This is a genomic window from Paenibacillus sp. GCM10012306 (genome assembly GCF_042649265.1).
GTDB lineage: Bacteria > Bacillota > Bacilli > Paenibacillales > Paenibacillaceae > Paenibacillus_AQ.
Map to the genome: position 1 here is coordinate 329841 of NZ_JBHRYW010000007.1, position 16601 is coordinate 346441.

The window sequence follows — 16601 nt, forward strand, 5'->3', positions numbered from 1 at the left end:
TCCGGCTGATGAAGAATCCGGTGAACGCCGGGTTTGCAAGGGTTGCACCCGCGTTCACCGAAAAGTTAGTTGAATTAGTTAAACACGACAGTCTTGTTGTTGTGCACAAGAATACGATCTTCAATATGCCATTTAACGGCACGGGCCAGAACTACACGCTCGATCGTACGACCAATTCGCTTCAGTTCATTCACATCGTCGCTATGACTAACGCGCTGAACGTCCTGCTCAATAATCGGGCCGCCATCAAGCTCTTCAGTTACATAGTGAGCTGTAGCTCCGATAATTTTCACCCCGCGCTGGTAAGCCTGTGCGTAAGGCTTGCCACCGACGAAGGCAGGCAGGAACGAATGGTGGATATTGATGATCTTGTGACGGAAATGCTCGATGAATGAAGGCGAAATGATCTGCATATAACGGGCCAGGATGATGACATCAATGTCGCCTCCGATGACTTCAAGCTGCCGTTTCTCTGCTGCTGCCTTGGTCTCCGCAGTAACCGGGATATGATGGAATGGAATGCCGAAGGATTCCACATAAGCCTGCATATCCGTGTGATTGCTCACCACAAGGGCAATTTCAGCATCCAAATCACCGGCCTGCCACTGCCAGAGCAGCTCGACCAAACAGTGATCTTCTTTGGAAACAAAGATGGCTAGCCGTTTTTTGTGACTCACCTGGAAGATCTGCCAATCCATCTTGAACTTGTCAGCTACTGCACTGAATTGTGTGCGAAGTTCTTCCAGCCGCTCCCCTAGCTCCGAAAGATCAAATTCGACTCTCATGAAAAACATGCCGCCATCCGGGTCCATTGTATATTGATCAGACTGAACAATGTTGGCACCGTGCTGGTGCAGAAAATGTGATACTGCCGCCACAATTCCCGGTCCATCCGGACAGGAAATGAGCATCCGCGCACGATTCGGATATTGATGACTGCTTGATGAATGATCTCTCTTTACATGTAATTCCATGTTCTGTGTTCCACCCTCTCATCTACTTGCGCATGTCTAAAGTTTTGCTTAAGCGTTAACCAGAATTTGTTTGCCGGCAAGCCACGCGATCAAACGGTGATTGATACCTTCCTCACTGAGTTCAGGGAACAATCCGGCAGCCGCCACATGATCATACAACCGTTCCAGCGGCTCGCGTGGGTCAGCCTTCTTGGCCTTGGCATCGTTCTTCAGCAGATTCCAGATATCCAGCACATACTGGCGGGAATCAATCTCCAGCTTGGCAAAGAAGCTATGCAGCTCCTCAACCTCCTTCAGAAACTCCGGTCCGAAGCGCTCTGATACGTTGCCACGCAGCAAGGCAATCTCCACCTCATACATCGGCCGCTGTGTCTTGGCATCTTTACCGATCCATGGTGTCTCCAGGATAAACGGAAGACCCGACAGTGCTTCATGATGAACCACCTTATTGATCGCATCGAAGCCAATAAAGCCGGATCCTATCGGTGTGTGACGGTCTTTGCGCGCGCCGGAAGGATTCTTACTATCGTTGATATGAATAACGCCTAGGCGGTTCAAACCAACGATCTGATCGAACTGTTGCAGCACTCCATCCAGATCGCTAACGATATCATACCCGGCATCATGAATGTGGCAAGTATCCAGACAAACGGTCAACCGTTCGTTGTGAACGACTTTGTCAATGATTGAGGCAATCTCCTCAAAGCTGCGGCCGATCTCTGTACCCTTTCCGGCCATGGTCTCTAGCGCAACATGAACTTCTGTCTCATTAGTACCGTTAAGCACCTCATTAAGACCGTCTGCAATCCGTTGGATGCCATATTCCGGATCCTTGTCTGTATAAGCACCTGGATGCAGTACAATATTCTTGACGTCAAATGCATGTGTACGGCGAATTTCCTCCTGCAAGAAATCCACAGCCAACTGATACGTATTGTCCTTATACGAGGCCAAATTGATAATGTATGGGGCATGGACAACAATCTCCTCTACCCCGTTGGCCTTCATCGCCAATTTCCCTTCCTCGGGATACATCGCTTCAATCGGCTTGCGACGCGTATTCTGCGGCGCCCCAGTATATAACATGAACGAGCTAGAACCGTACTCGTTGGCTTCCTTAGCAGCGGTCAGGAGACCCTTGTCCGAGCTGGACACATGTGAACCTATTTTCAGCATGCCTTTTTCCCTCTTTCCATCACGAATTAAACTATATTCTACCGTGAACGGGGGAATAAATCTAGGCAATGCCAAGCTGGCATTCCGACTTCGCAAAACTTGGTAAATACGCTATACTTTAGACCAGAGACAAATTTGTGATAATAATCATTGTTAAAGGTGGTTAGGACATGTTTATCAAATCAGGGCTTGGAATGTTGTCGGTAGCACCGAGCAATTGGTTTATGAACTCCATCGCTTTCTGGACCTTTCTTCTACTTGGCTCCATGTGTATCGGCGGCTACTTTATGTTTCGCAAATTTCTGAAAGTGCTTCCCAAAGCCGATGGGAAGTCCAAACTTGATTGGCAGAACTATTGGGTGGAGCGTAGCCGACCACTGTGGGGCAGCGAATCTAAAGCCTTTTTGGATCAACTCGTTCAGCCGGTGCCCAGTCCCTTTCGAGATATCGCCAAACATTCCATTGCTGCCGAGATCGGAAAGATAGCGGTGGAGAGCAATGCCTCTGAAGTTACACGCGATCATTGCATCAAGGGCTACATTGTTGCTACCCCCCGGCGGGATAACCGTTTTCTCGTCAGTTTTCTTGAAAAGAACGGAATCGATTACTCTCCCTACAAGCATTTGTTCAAGTAGACCATCATACAGAACTTCCGTGGCATTCCGAGCGGCGAAATGGAGGCATACAGTATGAAATACGTAATATGCGGCGGCACAGGCTTCATCGGAAGCAAGCTTAAGGATTACTGGCTTCAGGCCGGTCATGAAGTATTGATCGTAGGCCGCAAGCTGCCTGAAGTGAAGTCATCACATGCCAAGCTAAGTTATCATACCTGGGACGGCCTTGCAGTCAATCCCCTCCCTGCCGAGAACAGTGACGCGCTTATCAATCTTGCCGGCTCCTCGCTAAGTCAGCGCTGGACCCCAAAAGGAAAGCAGTCGATTATACAGTCCCGTCTGGTCACCGTAGCGGCGGCAGCCAAGCTGTGGCATGCGCTGGAGCATCAGCCACCTGTGATCGTTCAAGCCTCCGCCGTGGCTATCTACGGTACGTCCTTCAATGATACTTTCGATGAATCTTCTCCCGCCCATGTGATGGATTTCCCTTCAGAAGTCGTAAAAGCTTGGGAAGATGCTGCAGATGCAGCCTATCCCGATATCAGAAGGGTCAAGCTCCGTATAGGAGTCGTACTTGGCAACGAAAGTGGAGCTTTTCCTATGATGAAGCTTCCTTACCTTCTAGGCGTTGGCGGCAAAATAGGTAGCGGTAAACAGTGGCTGTCCTGGATTCATCATGATGACATCGTGAAGCTAATCGACTTCTGTGTCCATACGCCGGATATTTCCGGTCCAGTCAACGCCACAGCCCCGAATCCGGTCACCAATGATCAGTTTGGTCGAACCATTGGCAAGGTGTATAAAAGACCACACTGGTTTCCACTCCCGGCATTCCTCTTGAAGACAGCCGTAGGCGAACTTTCGGAAATTCTGTTGGAAGGCCAGCGAGTGCTTCCTTCCAAATCGATAGCGCACGGATTCAGCTTCACTCATCCTACACTAGAAACTGCACTGCAAGACCTCAAGGCGTAGTAGAAGTAGAAGCTCCCCAATAAAGCAACATTGAATTCAGGGACTAGGCTGTATGAAAGATATAATTGCCTTTGACAATAGTAAATTCAGTTCCTTCCATGAGCGGGTACTCTTTATATGGGATCATAGCCTCCCCCTGTAGCAAAGTTCCGTTCCTGGAGTCGAGATCCTTAATGACATATCCGGCTGGACTCTTGAGTATTTCAGCATGCACTCGGGAGGTGCCCTCGGATTTTTCTACATATTGGGCCACCTCTTCCGAACGTCCAATAATAAAGCTTGCTCGATCCAGTTCGATTCGTTCAATCGCACCGCTGTTATTGTGATCACATCGTTCCAGATACGGTGCAGCACGTCTGTGCTTATCCGTCGCCACATTGTTATCCGGCGCATTTTCCACTGATAACAGAACGGTTGCCGAGGTAGGTAACGAGCCTGAAGCAGGAAATTCATGAGCAGGATGCTTCTGGTTTTGCACTGATCGGCTATTGTCTACTTTCTGCCTATTTTTCAACGGTTCTACCTTGGACAGCGGTGGTGATAAACCGGCGTTCATAGAGTCCCTTTCAGATTCCCTTTTAAGGCCCCTTACAGAATCCCTCCCAGAATCTCTTCCAAAAAAACTGTCCGGTACCCTGAGGCTCATCCCCCGTGCAATCTCTTCTGCATCCGGTTCATCCTCGTCTTCCTTCTTACCTAATTTGATGACCCCAGTCCACACCAGCCAGCATGTAATCGCAAGCAGCAACGTTATGATTCCGCACACTGCTAGCCATAGAGTTGAAGGATCACTCATATAAAGAAATTTCCACAACAGTGCATCGCCCAGCAAGCATCCAAGCACGATATATGTTCTGTATGGCGAGGCCCGCTGTGTTTCCTCTGCTTCCGTAAACCCTGAACTTGTTTGTTCCTGGCTCCGCTGAAAAGCGGAATAACCACCCGTCCATGGGGTCGGAGGAACTCCTGCTGCTGTAGGTACACTAACAGAATCTTGCATGCCCGCTTTCTTATCAGAACCCCCGATTGATGGCCGTGTCCTTAACGGTTGATCAGATAAAATTGACGGCTCAGGATTCTCAAATCTCGGGAAAGGCAAGACATTGCTGTCCCTCTTGATTTCCGAATGCGGCTTCACCACTTCCCCCTCAGTCAGAAGCTCTGCCAGCAGTTTTTTTAAACGGACGGGAGTGAAGTCCTCTTCTCCACAGCATTGCAATAATCGCTGTACACCATCGCCCGTAAGCTCCTTCACTGAAGCCATCAGCGTCATAATCAGGGATCTAAAGCCTTGGCCGGTAGAGATTACATTATCCGGACTTAGCAAGGGAACGTAGGTCAGATAGACTTTTCCGGAGTGTAGCGAACCTTCGACGAAAATATAGTCCTCATGCAGCGCATACTGTTCGGCTTTCAGCATGTAGAGTCTACCCTCTTCTATCGATTGAGCCACCTGGAGCAGCAAACCGAAGAAAGAGGTCATACTCAGTTTCTCACCTTTCAGTAGATGGCTGAGCATTTTTTTGCGGGATAATCCATATTCCAGAGTGACTCTTAGGTCGATCTCCTTGAGCTGCAACCGCAAATGATGTGGGATTTCTGAATTCATAAGCATACGGACCTGTACCATATTGAGCCGCTCTGCACGCAGCCCTTCGGGAACACCCAGCATCATGCTGATGCCATCCTTTTGCATAAAATCACGGGTCAAACCAAACAACATTGATCACCTCCCAACCTCAATAATATAGATAAGCACATACAACAGCGGGTAGCACCGCCAGCATAAAAGGAAATTTCAGCAGATGCCCGCCGCCTGACTTTGCTATACCCAGATTGCGCAGCACTACAACCCCCGCCACTGTTCCAAAAACTTTTCGCAACCGCACCCACGCCTCTTCGCGCCGCAAGGCGATGATCCAACCGATGACCGCCCCGAACAAGATCGAATACATGATGGTCTGAGCTGTGAACATAAAGCCAGTCCAGGCCCCGATGCCAGCAAAAAGCTTAACATCCCCGGCTCCAACAGCCCCGATAAGATGCAAAAGCAGCATCACTGCAAATCCCCCAGCAGCCCCGATGACTGACATTAAAAGACCGTGCCAGCCGTTCATGAGCGACTGAGCCAATAGGCCTCCAAGCCATGCAGACACTGTAATTCGATTGGGTATCCGCATCGATCGTATATCTGTAACGAGTGCAGCCACCAGAAACGGAAGGCAGCCCCAAAAAGCCCAATCGGCCATTCTCTAACCCCCTTTTTTACCACTCACGACTGTAAAATTGACTTCGATGGACTGCCCATCATCTGTCTGAATAACCAATGTCCAGGAACCTGGCGTCGTGTTAACGCCAATCTTCCATTCCCATTCGATATATCCATCCTTGTCCGCCTGCTTCCAGCCCAAGTACTTTGCCTTGCTCAAGCCACTCTTATAAATGACTGTCAAGTTAGCAGAGGTGCCCGGTGGGATTTTGGCCCGAACCTTGCCCTGCTTGTTAACAACACCGGGATCCGGCTTCTCCAGGATCACAATCGAAGGCTCTTCTTTTCCGCCCTCTTCCCCATTTCCGCCGCGGCCCTCGCCAGTATCACCGATCCACAGACGCTCTACGGCACTTGCCTCCAGCACAATATTTTGATTCAGAAAAGGAACCTTCATGGGCAAATCATAGCTTACCTCCACACCGAAATAGGGCCTTGTCCCCTTCTTCAAATCTGGGATAATGACATTGGACACATGAATTCGGTCATACTCCAACATGTCGCTGGCGAGATAAGGCTTCATTAAAGGCTTTATGGCCAGGTCCAACACACTCTGTGAGGCTTCCGCCTGAAGCTTCTGCAAGGGTCCTTCTCCCTTTTCTGCTGCAGCCAGGGCCCACTCATTCAGCGGAGGCGGCAGATCATTCGCATAATCCTCCCCCCATTCCATGAGCGAAAGACGGGGAATTCCCCATGGCGAGTGTGCATCTGCTTGTTTGCTTCCCGGATCACTTCCTGTAGGATTTGTTTCGCTGCCACTGTCTTTATCCCATTTTTGAGCTGCCAGAGCTGCGGGATAGATATGGGTGGAGATGACTTTCACGGTGTCCGAGGCCGTGCTTTGCAAAGCGGTGGAGTATAGACTCATTTGAATGATAAAGATCAGGAACAGAACGAATAACAAGAAAATGGGGAGAACCATTGCCGCTTCAACCACCATGCTACCCTCGTTCTTCTCATTGCTTCTTCTTCTTTTGAGCCATAGCCTCATAATCTTCACCCCCTCCGCCTAATAAGCTGAATCAGCCTGTATCCCCCTATAGTAAATCTTTCCTTTCACATCCCCCGCAAGCACTCCACTGTAATTCAGCAATGTAATCATCCCTGGCAGAAACCATAGACGCAGTCCAAAACGAATATTCGCGGAAGCATAAGTATTTCTCTCTGCGGGATTGATACCTGTATTGAGCCGAATCACAGCCAGCATTCGTGATAATTGTGATTCGCCACTGCCATGTATCATGAGGAACAACCTCAAGTAATCACGGTAAGTCAACTGAGCCGGTATAAACTCTGATAATGGAATTGAACCATCCTTGCATAGTTTCAGCATGTCCTGAACTGCCTGCTCAATGCCGTACAACAACGCAGCCGCCAGAACAGCCAGTGGATTGCCAATACCCGCTTTTTTGACAAACCCCTCCATGGTGCGAATGGCTAGCCGCATGGCGAATATTTCACCATAAGCGGCGGCAATGTTGCCTGCCGGATTATGGAATCCGTACAAAATATACTCCAGTTCCTGAGCATGCGGGTCCATCTGTGCAGCAAGCTTGTCAACATTCGCGCCTTCCATACCGCTACCCATAGAGGACAAAGCAGAGAGATCAAAATGTTGAAAATAAAGTGCTGAATACTCTGTTTGAAAAAGCCTATCTCTTGTTCCTGTAAGGGCACTGGTCATGACATCGTATACCCCGTCCATATTCGTCATCGCAGAGCTTCCGGCAGCATAAGGATCGGAGGAGGTTTGCCCGTCTTTTCTGGCATCGTCCAATCCTTTATTCAGTGAAAGAATTTCCTCGTAGTACTTCTGCAAAGTATCATAGCGCTGCATAGCCTCTCCTGCCCGGTCGTTCAGCTCTCGAATTATATCTATTGTCTTCATAGCATCACTCAGCTTGGTCTTGGCCTCTTTCTCCCACTGCTTCCGCTGTTTATCCGAGCTCCGGTGCTCTTCAAGTGCAGCAAGCTCTGCTTCAATAAGGCTACCTCCAGCACCATAGCTGCCCAGATAGTTCCCAACAGATTGCGCAGCTGCTAAAACCGACCCAATCATTCTTGAACCATTACTGTATAGCCCCGAAAATTCAGCAAGGACACCCGGCAATGCGGCAGTTACTGGTTCCAGCCGTTCAAAACCTCTCTTTTGAGTGGAAAAATGTTCTTCTATCCCTGTAAAGTCAGCTTGATCAAGAATAAGAGAATCCTCCTGCTCACGAAGCTTGTGTAGCGGATCAGAGTCTATTTCATTACCACTACTGCCTGGAATATCCCAATCCTTCGCCCGGTCACTCTTACTAGAACCGCTGTTTCGGGACTGCTCCAGCACGACCTTCATTTCATCATTCAGCTCTCTTGCCCGTAACAAAGCACTTTCAGCCTGTTCTATGAAGACATTGTGCTGTTCACGGAAAGCATTCATGGCTGGCGGAATTCGCTGAATTACTAGTGCCGATTGCTGTGAATACCGGGATAACGGATATGTATATCTCGCCGGCTCCCGACTATCACGGTTCATGTCCCACGTATACTTGTAAACAAAATCATCATATTGAGCCGCTATATCCGCTGCCGTAGATACCTCACCAAGCGTACTTGGCTGCAAGCTGTCCCCCGGTGGATTCATGATAAGCTGAAGCAGCGCCCTGCCGCTTTCTGCAGCTTGCTTCCGTCGTTCTATCATCAGATCCAGCGCTTCCTCACGCTCATCATAAAGTGGCTGCAATGCCCGGAGTACCTTCGTCACCTGCGAGGCCTCCGCCATCGCCCCGGACAAAGGTTTGAACTTGCCGCCCAATTCCAGTGTAAAATCGATCGGTGCCTTATATTTCATCTCTTCATTAATCTGACGCCGGAAAGTCCCATACTCGCCTAGCGGCCGACTCCATTCCACAGTAGAGCTCTCAACGCCCATCTGAATAAGATTAAAAGCGTCAGACCGACCGCTTTCGTGCAGATTATCATTGAGTACGCTGGATAACAGCATGTTTCCATCCGTTCCGCCTGAAGCGAACAAACCGTATTTCTCCCTTAGCTCTACATCGTAAGCCGATAGCACGGAACGTATTCCGGCTCGGGCAAGACGTTCCCCCTGGGTATTGGCCGCAGCAATCCGCGCATAATCAATCAGAACCGCATCGAACAGGAAGACAAAGGCCAGCACCATGATCAAAAAGATGGATACCGAACCGTCTATTCGAAAAAACCACCCTCCTTTCCTGCGCTTCAAGCCTCGGTTAGAGCCGTTATACGCTCTCTTCATCCATGTCTTCCTTTCTTCGTGACTACTTTCTTCCGTTCCCAGATTGAGCCCCATTCCCAGCCATTCTCGTCACAAACTCTCAATAGGATTGCTCATTCTCACTTTTTACCAAGCTTCATCATCATTGCAGAGGCATCCTGCTTGTTCATAGGCTGCCGGGTCTCCCCGCTTCCTTGACGTCCTTTAAACTTGGCGCCGTAATAACGCATCAGATCTACAGTACGAATAAACTCCGCCGGTTCAGTAACGACAGATGTGGCTTGTATACTGGGACTTGCGCCATCCGATAACACATCGTCCAATACAGGTAAGTGGAGCAGACGTTTTAAATCCAGACTCACTTTGCGCCCAGTAAAGCCATACTTATAGCCCATCTCCCCTGGCATATTGGCTGGGACCATACGGGATGCATTAGCCAGTTTAAGATCAGGCAGCGGAGCTGAATCTTTACTTCCCGCCGGAAGCTCAATCTGTGTACCGCCACTTCCCCCCTCACCACCAAATAATGATGCAATTAAACTGTCCTCCCCGATACGCCAATACAATGAATCATATTCACCTGCAGCAACTGCTCCCGTCTTCTCTTTATGGCTATTGTCCCAATTAAACGCCGCCCGTTCAGTAGAAGCCGACGCCACCTGTAGCAGCATTGTCTTCTGATAACTGTACAAGCCGAAAAACAGAAGCAGCATGGTAATGAGCATAATAATGGGTAGCAGGAGGGAAGCCTCGATGGTGAAGCTGCCGCGATCATCCCTCAGCAACATCAATCGAATACTTCCTGACTCTTCTTGCCAGCAGTACTAATCAGCGATTTCACAACCTCTTGTATTTCTTTTCTAAACACCAATACTACAGCAATCAATACTGCAATAATCAGAATCATCTCCAAGGTGCCGAGTCCCTCCTCGTCCTTCCAGAAGCTTTTCATTTTCCCTATAATCAACGACATCTCATCTTCCTCCTCTACATTTTGAGCATCATAATTGCCGGTGCTCCCACCAGCACAATAACGATTAAAAAGATCACTACCATCGGAAAGACCAACTTCGAGGAAGCCTGCTCCCCACGTGTCCGGCTGACCGCCTTCCGCTTATCCCACAGCATCCGTGACAGGTCGCGGAGCGCCAATACAAAATCACTCCCACCCCTCCGGTAATTCAATAACACGGTCGTGGTAAACAACGATACTTCCTGCACAGCACAGCGTTTGCTAAAGTTCTCAAGCGACTGCTGAAAGGAATAGCCGCTCTCCCATTCCCCTGTCATGGCTATTAACTCTTTATATAACGGGTGTTTCGTATTCCCTTTGCGGCTCTCCACACAACGCTGGATTGCCCGCTGCACGGTCTCACCGGCGCCGACCAGTAGCACGATGCTATTCAGTAGCTCAGGCAACTCCAGCAAAATATTCTGCTCCCGCAACCGCACCTTTTTATGCAAATCACTTGCCAAAGCAATCGGCAATACAAGAGCTAGCAGAGATCCTAGTACAATCCCCGTCTGTTCCCCGGTTAAAAGCGTCAGTGCGCTCCCACCTACTGCCAGCAGCCAGCTATAACTGAGCATCTCTCCCGCGAACAGCAGTGTTCGTTCTGCGCTATATCTGGTACCCTCAATCCGCTGAATGGAACGCTGAATTTTGAACATCACTGACGGAAAACGACTACCAATGCCAAGTCTCTCAATCAACAGCAGCATTGGTTCACCAAGCTGTCGCAGCCTCAGTCCCTCCATGGGCAATGTGCGCAATCCTGCATACCGGTTGCCACTTTGCACCCGAAAGACACACCAGAACACTATCAATAGAAGCAAGACCACACCAGATACCCATCTCATCCTCATCCGTCCTTCACAGCGGGATATTCATTATCTTGGAAGTCCACAGATAGCACAGAAACAACCCCGCCAGTGCTAATGTAGATATAACCATCCCTAGCCCGGTGTACATAGGCTCCATATAATCACCCGCCGTCAGACTCATAAACATGATCATGGCCAGCGGAGAGATCAACAGAGCCTTAGCCTCGAATTTCTTCTGAGCAATGCTGACAGCGATATCCTGTTGAATATCAAGCTTCTCGCCGATGACTGTCGAGGTACGGCGCACTACCTCCACCAGATCACCGCCTGTCCGCTTACATACCGTGAACACATCAGCGAAGCGTTCAATATCCTCCAAGCCAGCCCTTGCACTAAAATCATGCAGCGCTTCTTCCACCGGCTGTCCATTCTCCATACGTGTACAGATAATGTTCAGCTCGGCAATCATATCGCCGCCCCCTTCGGGGTCCAGCATGTGCAAATCCTGCACCGCTTCCCGGAAGGCGTTTTCTACAGAGCGGCCTGCCGAGAGAGAAGAGGATAATGAGAACAGTGTCTGCTTGAACTGTAGCGTGAGTCCCATCCGGCGACGATTATGCAAATAATCACGCAGCAACCGCGGAGCATAGACTCCACCCGGTACTAGCAGCAGAGCTATGAGCCAATGATGATAAAAGAGATAGCCAACTCCATACAGGAGCAGGCTCCCGATTAGGATCGCCGCATTCTTTTGCCAAGAAGATAAGATGTAGACTTTGTAATCCGGCAGAACCGTCCTCACCCCGGCACCAGACTTTCCGGTTTGAGCCATGGCAGAATCCTGTTTGAAATTCCCGCGCTGAATCAAACCCCTCCTACCTCCTCCCTAGCCTTCTCGGCATACTTCGATAACGGGTGTGTCGCGATACCCGACATTCTAAGCTTGCTGGTATGCAGCATAGCATTACCGCAAGCAGTCAGCCCTCCCTGAACCCGTCCGTCACGCTCTCCCGTCTCCCGGAATTCGTAGAGTCGATTGAGCTGTACTTCTCCGTCCTTCAATCCGTCAACTTCACAGATTTCCATTACCCGACGGGATCGATCACGCAACCGAGAGAGGTGCACGAAGATATCAATCGCCGAGCTAATCTGCTGCCGAACCACCGTAACCGGTAGCTCTGCCGCGCTTAGCACCATGGTCTCCATGCGGCTGACCATATCGCGGGCGCTGTTTGAATGTCCCGTGGACAAGCTTCCGTCGTGGCCAGTGTTCATGGCTTGCAGCATATCCAGGCATTCCGCGCCCCGTACCTCGCCAACTACAATCCGGTTCGGCCGCATTCGTAGTGAAGAACGGATCAGATCGCGGATCGTAATTTCCCCCTTGCCTTCTGTGTTAGCATTGCGTGTCTCCATGGAGACAAGATTCGGAACGGTGACAATCTGTAGTTCCGCTGAATCCTCAATCGTAATGACACGCTCCTGCGAGGGGATGAACTGGGACAATGCGTTCAGGAATGTGGTTTTACCTGAACCTGTCCCTCCACTAATAAAAATATTGTATTTGGCCTCAACCAAAGTCTGGAGCAACTCCGCCGCCTCTTCACTGAGCGTCTCGCGCCGGACCAGTTCATTCATGGTCATGGGCTTTTCCGGGAATTTGCGGATAGTCATCGCCGGACCTTTCAAGGCAACGGGCGGTAGAACAATATTGACGCGGGAACCATCTTTGAGTCTCGCATCCACAATGGGAGAAGAATCGTTAACCACCCGGTTCACACCGGAAACGATGGTCTGGATAATATCCTCCAGTCTGCCGCTGGATTCAAAGGCCAGTGGCAGGCGGCGGATAGCCCCCTCCTCTTCAATGAAAATATCTTTGTGGCTATTGATCATAATTTCTGTGATTGCCGGATTATCTACCAGGGGCTGAAGTACATCCAGCCCGCGGAAGGAATCGAACAGCCGCTTCACGAGCTCATGCTTTTCCTGTGCCGTTAAGTAGCGAAGACTCTCCCGCTCCAGAATGGTCTGTTCAATATAGGCTGTAAGCTCACGGTTCCCGACAGATGAAGTAACATCCAGTCCGGCCCGGATATCACCGCGCAGCGCCCTGAACATCTCCTCATTCATAACCGGTGTTCCCAGTAAAAACACGCGGCAGAGAAGGCTCTACGACAGCCCTACATAGTTCCATAACCGCTTGCTGGAATTGAGGGGAGTTCAGATACAGTTCCTCGCGGTGCCGCAATGTCCAAGACGGAATATAAGGAAGTACCCCATCCATACTCAGCCCTTCCGGCAGGCCCCCTACTTCAATGTCATCTGACCCAAAGTTCATGACAAACCGGCTCTTCTCAAGAATGCCCGGCGGCAGACCGGAATGAGGTGCACTGCAATGTGACAGCCATCTGGCCATCTTATGTATGTTCAGATCATCATTGCGCATCACCCACAACAGAATGCTGCAGCGCTGCAACACCGCCTTGACCCGCTCCTCCTCTATGTTACCGGTATCGATAATGACAACATCATAGTTACGAGTGGCTATGAGCAATTCCAGTAAGTCGAGTGTATCCTGCGAAGTCATCTGGAGCATTTCTTTGAGATTGTTCACAGGTCTAAACGCATCGCTCTGCAGCTCCTCATGACGAATGACATAACGCCCCAGTTCAGGGGGTTCTACCTCATCATTGTTCCTACCAGCCTGAAGATCATAGAGCAGCCTTTCGAGCCCTGGGACATTCCCATGCGGCGGGCGAAGAATGATACCGCTGCTATCCACACTTTCCAAATTGAGATAAAAGACTGACAAGCCCTGTTCGCCCAGAACTTTCGCCATATTTAGAGCAATGGTCGTCTTGCCACTGCTGCCGCTACTGGAGACTACGCCGAGCAGCAAAGTTTCTTCTTTGGCCGATAATGGCATGCCTGAACGCCTGACATCACATAATTGCAATATTGATTCCAGCAAGGAAGGCAACGACTGGTACTTGGCAATGACTTCCCCGCCAGCCAAACTCTTGTTGCTGGTCCCAAGGTAGCTTCCTGGCCCTCCATCCTCGCTCATAACCGCCCATCGCACAGTGCTTCGTCCGCCAACTAGCCAAGCTTCAATAAAGGCCGCATCCCCAACAACAGCATCTGGCACCTCATCGCCCTGTATAAATTCTGCAAAAGCCTCCATCCGGCTGAACGCCGTGATCCGCAGCAGATCGCTATACTGGCTATGATGAAGATAATGCAGTAACGGTTCGATGTATTGACTCTCCCGCACGGCCAGCACAATCCTTGCCGCCATGCCATCACTCTCCTTTCTCTAAAAAAAGACAGCAAAAAAGCACCGCCAAAAACCGTGAAAAACGGTTGATGAACGGTGCTTCCGTTACTATCCTTTAATTTACAGCTATAGTAGCATATATATAAACAGGCGGCAATCCTTTTTTTCACAAATCAGGTAAGACGCAAATTCAATCGAGAGACTTCGTACTTCAGAGCTTTATCTCCCCCGGTATAGCTACAACGAACTGCTTGCGTGTATCCGGCCAGTCCGTCAGTCGCCCGAGTTCAGAGAAGGTTCCATCAACATTGGCTACGCCGTAGGTCACCGAACCACCCCAGATACTGGTGTTAAAATACACATATTCCTGGGATAGTACAGGCCGCTTGCCATACTCCTTGTAGATCGGATGCCCAAACACAGAGGTAATATCTTTGTTCGTCGCCTCTTTAGCATTGTCCAGAGTAGCTTCCCAGACTGCTTGGCGAATATTATCCTTAATCTCGAAATAAGTCACGAAATGCCCGTTCAGCAAGTAGTAGCCATCTGATTTTCCCTTAGCAAAGTAATAACTTTCGGAGAAAACTTCAGCATCACCGGCAGTACTCTCTTCTATTAACCGGGAAGGTGTGCTCCCGTCCAGTGGGATTTGCAGTGCTGCGATCCGCGAAGCCGCCAAGTCGCTGCTGTTATAATTCTTCAGAATCGCCGCGTTGGCCCGCTCTTGAATCCAGACTGTATTGGTAACGGCATCTACAGTAACCCTTGCGCCCAGTGCCTCAGCAATAAATCTCAGCGGGACCGTAACTCTTCCGTCCACAATCCTGGCAGCAACCTCCAGCTGCATCGGATTATCGTTGATAGAAGCAGTTCTATCACCAACAGTAAGCTGAATAACCGTAGAATCGCGTTTAATCGTTATTTTCTTCGTTTGAGCCACCCACTGCATGGAGAGATTGGCAAAGCGTTCAAAAGCCTTCAACGGAACCATCGTATGCCCGGATTCGGTTACAACTCCCGCCACGCTTGAATTATTCACCTTAACCTGAAGCTTGGGGGCCGCAGACACCGTACCCGTAATCCATAAAGAAACCAACATGAAGACCAGCATGTGAATCCCCGCTTTTCGAGCCATTGCTCCATCCCACCCTGTAATTTATAGATAACAGATCAATATAATGAAATGATACAATAAATATACATTTTTCAAAAGCATTAGCAAGCGCACAAACCGCACTCTCTTTGCTCTTACAGAAATCTCTTCCGGATCTCCGGTGTCGGGAGCAGGCACTGCTCATCACGTCCGAACCAGCGGTAGCGGTTGCGCGCCACATAACGATAAAGGATATCACGAAGCGAACGCGGCACTAGAATGAACACGTAAGCCAATGGCCATGGAAAGCGGAGTCCACGAGCAATCCGTAGCGCCGCAGCTGACTCTGTATAATACCTCCCGTTCTCCACCAACACGACAGTGTCGAGCTTCCCGGGTTCAAGACCTCCATCACGGAGCAGCCCAGTAGCGATTTCACTTTGCAGGGGAGCGAACATAAATTTGGCATCGGGATCACGAGGAATAATAAAGCGGACCAGCCCCTGGCAGAGATGGCATACACCATCAATAAGTACTACCGATTTATCGTGCAGCCTTACATCAGCCATCTTTGTCGCAGGCCCACCTACAGAGTTTTGTTGCTCACCCATAATCCGCGCACCTCTCCCCGTTTTTTTCCAATAACCCTGTTAAAAAGCAAACAAAAACGCGGAAAAAAGCTTCCGCGCCATCTAAGTTCCGTTCATTCAATTATTCAGCAATAGCCTTCTCAATCCACAGATTATCGCCAATCATTTGCTCTTCGAAATCAGCACTAAATGCGTCCATACACTTGCAGATGAAATCTTTGCGACAAATTGGACATGGCGTTTTCAACAAACGGCTGATGTTCGTCATTTTCCATTCCGGAAACCGATGATAAAACGCGCGGCACTCCGTTCCGTCAGCAAGCTTGATAATGAACTCGTACAATCCTTCCTTATCATTGCTGCTGGCCTTGGTCACATTCGTAATATTCGGTCTGTAAGACATCTTCATCACCCATTATTTAAATTTTTGTTCGTTATTTGCACACGCGACATATTCAGATACTTAGACATATTAAAGAATTTTAAGGGGGATGTCAACCAAGGCGCGCACCACCGAATCTCTTCCATTGTTCATAATCCCTTTTTTAGATAGCATTTCCAT

17 protein-coding genes are annotated in these 16601 nt (G+C 49.5%); 2 read left to right on the forward strand and 15 right to left on the reverse strand.

Annotation, left to right across the window (positions count from 1 at the left end; genetic code table 11):
• Window positions 1-74: 74 nt before the first annotated feature.
• Both purU and ACFORK_RS17435 read right to left on the reverse strand, forming a co-directional pair.
• Window positions 75-974: a formyltetrahydrofolate deformylase gene (gene purU, locus ACFORK_RS17430; RefSeq protein WP_379201158.1), complete on the reverse strand. Its 900-nt coding sequence runs from the start codon at window positions 972-974 to the stop codon at window positions 75-77.
• Window positions 975-1022: 48 nt separating this feature from the next.
• Window positions 1023-2150: a deoxyribonuclease IV gene (locus ACFORK_RS17435; protein ID WP_379201160.1), complete on the reverse strand. Its 1128-nt coding sequence runs from the start codon at window positions 2148-2150 to the stop codon at window positions 1023-1025.
• A gap of 170 nt (window positions 2151-2320) precedes the next feature.
• Here ACFORK_RS17435 and ACFORK_RS17440 point away from each other — a divergent pair, with 170 nt between their 5' ends.
• Together ACFORK_RS17440 and ACFORK_RS17445 are read left to right on the forward strand one after the other, a co-directional pair.
• The gene (locus ACFORK_RS17440) at window positions 2321-2785 is read left to right on the forward strand and encodes a DUF2621 domain-containing protein (protein ID WP_379201162.1); all 465 of its coding nucleotides are present in this window, start codon (window positions 2321-2323) and stop codon (window positions 2783-2785) included.
• Between the two features lie 54 nt (window positions 2786-2839).
• Entirely contained in the window at window positions 2840-3739 is a 900-nt protein-coding gene (locus ACFORK_RS17445; protein WP_379201164.1) for a TIGR01777 family oxidoreductase, read from the forward strand.
• Window positions 3740-3782: 43 nt separating this feature from the next.
• On the opposite strand, the gene ACFORK_RS17450 is transcribed toward ACFORK_RS17445, so the two are convergent.
• The 13 genes from ACFORK_RS17450 to ACFORK_RS17510 all read right to left on the reverse strand — a co-directional run bounded on the left by ACFORK_RS17450 (window position 3783) and on the right by ACFORK_RS17510 (window position 16442).
• A complete protein-coding gene (locus ACFORK_RS17450) occupies window positions 3783-5462 on the reverse strand; it encodes a DUF6382 domain-containing protein (RefSeq protein WP_379201166.1) in 1680 nt (559 codons plus the stop codon).
• A 16-nt stretch (window positions 5463-5478) separates the two neighbouring features.
• The gene (locus ACFORK_RS17455) at window positions 5479-5988 is read right to left on the reverse strand and encodes an A24 family peptidase (protein ID WP_379201168.1); all 510 of its coding nucleotides are present in this window, start codon (window positions 5986-5988) and stop codon (window positions 5479-5481) included.
• A gap of 3 nt (window positions 5989-5991) precedes the next feature.
• On the reverse strand, window positions 5992-6999 hold the full coding sequence (locus ACFORK_RS17460; RefSeq protein WP_379201170.1) for a TadE/TadG family type IV pilus assembly protein: 1008 nt from the start codon (window positions 6997-6999) through the stop codon (window positions 5992-5994).
• Window positions 7000-7017: 18 nt separating this feature from the next.
• Window positions 7018-9273, reverse strand: a complete 2256-nt coding sequence (locus tag ACFORK_RS17465) for a hypothetical protein (protein ID WP_379201172.1) — start codon at window positions 9271-9273, stop codon at window positions 7018-7020.
• Window positions 9274-9371: 98 nt separating this feature from the next.
• Entirely contained in the window at window positions 9372-10040 is a 669-nt protein-coding gene (locus tag ACFORK_RS17470; RefSeq protein ID WP_379201262.1) for a TadE/TadG family type IV pilus assembly protein, read from the reverse strand.
• Window positions 10040-10225 carry a Flp1 family type IVb pilin gene (locus ACFORK_RS17475; protein ID WP_379201174.1) on the reverse strand — a complete coding sequence of 62 codons (186 nt, stop codon included), beginning with the start codon at window positions 10223-10225 and terminating at the stop codon, window positions 10040-10042. The genes ACFORK_RS17470 and ACFORK_RS17475 overlap by 1 nt, the downstream gene beginning before the upstream one ends.
• A gap of 14 nt (window positions 10226-10239) precedes the next feature.
• Window positions 10240-11112 carry a type II secretion system F family protein gene (locus ACFORK_RS17480; RefSeq protein ID WP_379201176.1) on the reverse strand — a complete coding sequence of 291 codons (873 nt, stop codon included), beginning with the start codon at window positions 11110-11112 and terminating at the stop codon, window positions 10240-10242.
• Window positions 11113-11125: 13 nt separating this feature from the next.
• On the reverse strand, window positions 11126-11908 hold the full coding sequence (locus tag ACFORK_RS17485; RefSeq protein WP_379201264.1) for a type II secretion system F family protein: 783 nt from the start codon (window positions 11906-11908) through the stop codon (window positions 11126-11128).
• Between the two features lie 32 nt (window positions 11909-11940).
• On the reverse strand, window positions 11941-13209 hold the full coding sequence (locus ACFORK_RS17490) for a TadA family conjugal transfer-associated ATPase (protein ID WP_379201178.1): 1269 nt from the start codon (window positions 13207-13209) through the stop codon (window positions 11941-11943).
• Window positions 13202-14377: a P-loop NTPase family protein gene (locus ACFORK_RS17495; protein ID WP_379201180.1), complete on the reverse strand. Its 1176-nt coding sequence runs from the start codon at window positions 14375-14377 to the stop codon at window positions 13202-13204. Before ACFORK_RS17495 ends, ACFORK_RS17490 begins: the two co-directional genes overlap by 8 nt.
• A 190-nt stretch (window positions 14378-14567) precedes the next feature.
• A complete protein-coding gene (locus ACFORK_RS17500; protein WP_379201182.1) occupies window positions 14568-15491 on the reverse strand; it encodes a copper amine oxidase N-terminal domain-containing protein in 924 nt (307 codons plus the stop codon).
• Window positions 15492-15604: 113 nt separating this feature from the next.
• Window positions 15605-16018, reverse strand: a complete 414-nt coding sequence (locus ACFORK_RS17505; RefSeq protein WP_379201266.1) for a thiol-disulfide oxidoreductase DCC family protein — start codon at window positions 16016-16018, stop codon at window positions 15605-15607.
• A 142-nt stretch (window positions 16019-16160) separates the two neighbouring features.
• Window positions 16161-16442 carry a hypothetical protein gene (locus ACFORK_RS17510; protein ID WP_379201184.1) on the reverse strand — a complete coding sequence of 94 codons (282 nt, stop codon included), beginning with the start codon at window positions 16440-16442 and terminating at the stop codon, window positions 16161-16163.
• Between the last annotated feature and the right edge of the window lie 159 nt (window positions 16443-16601).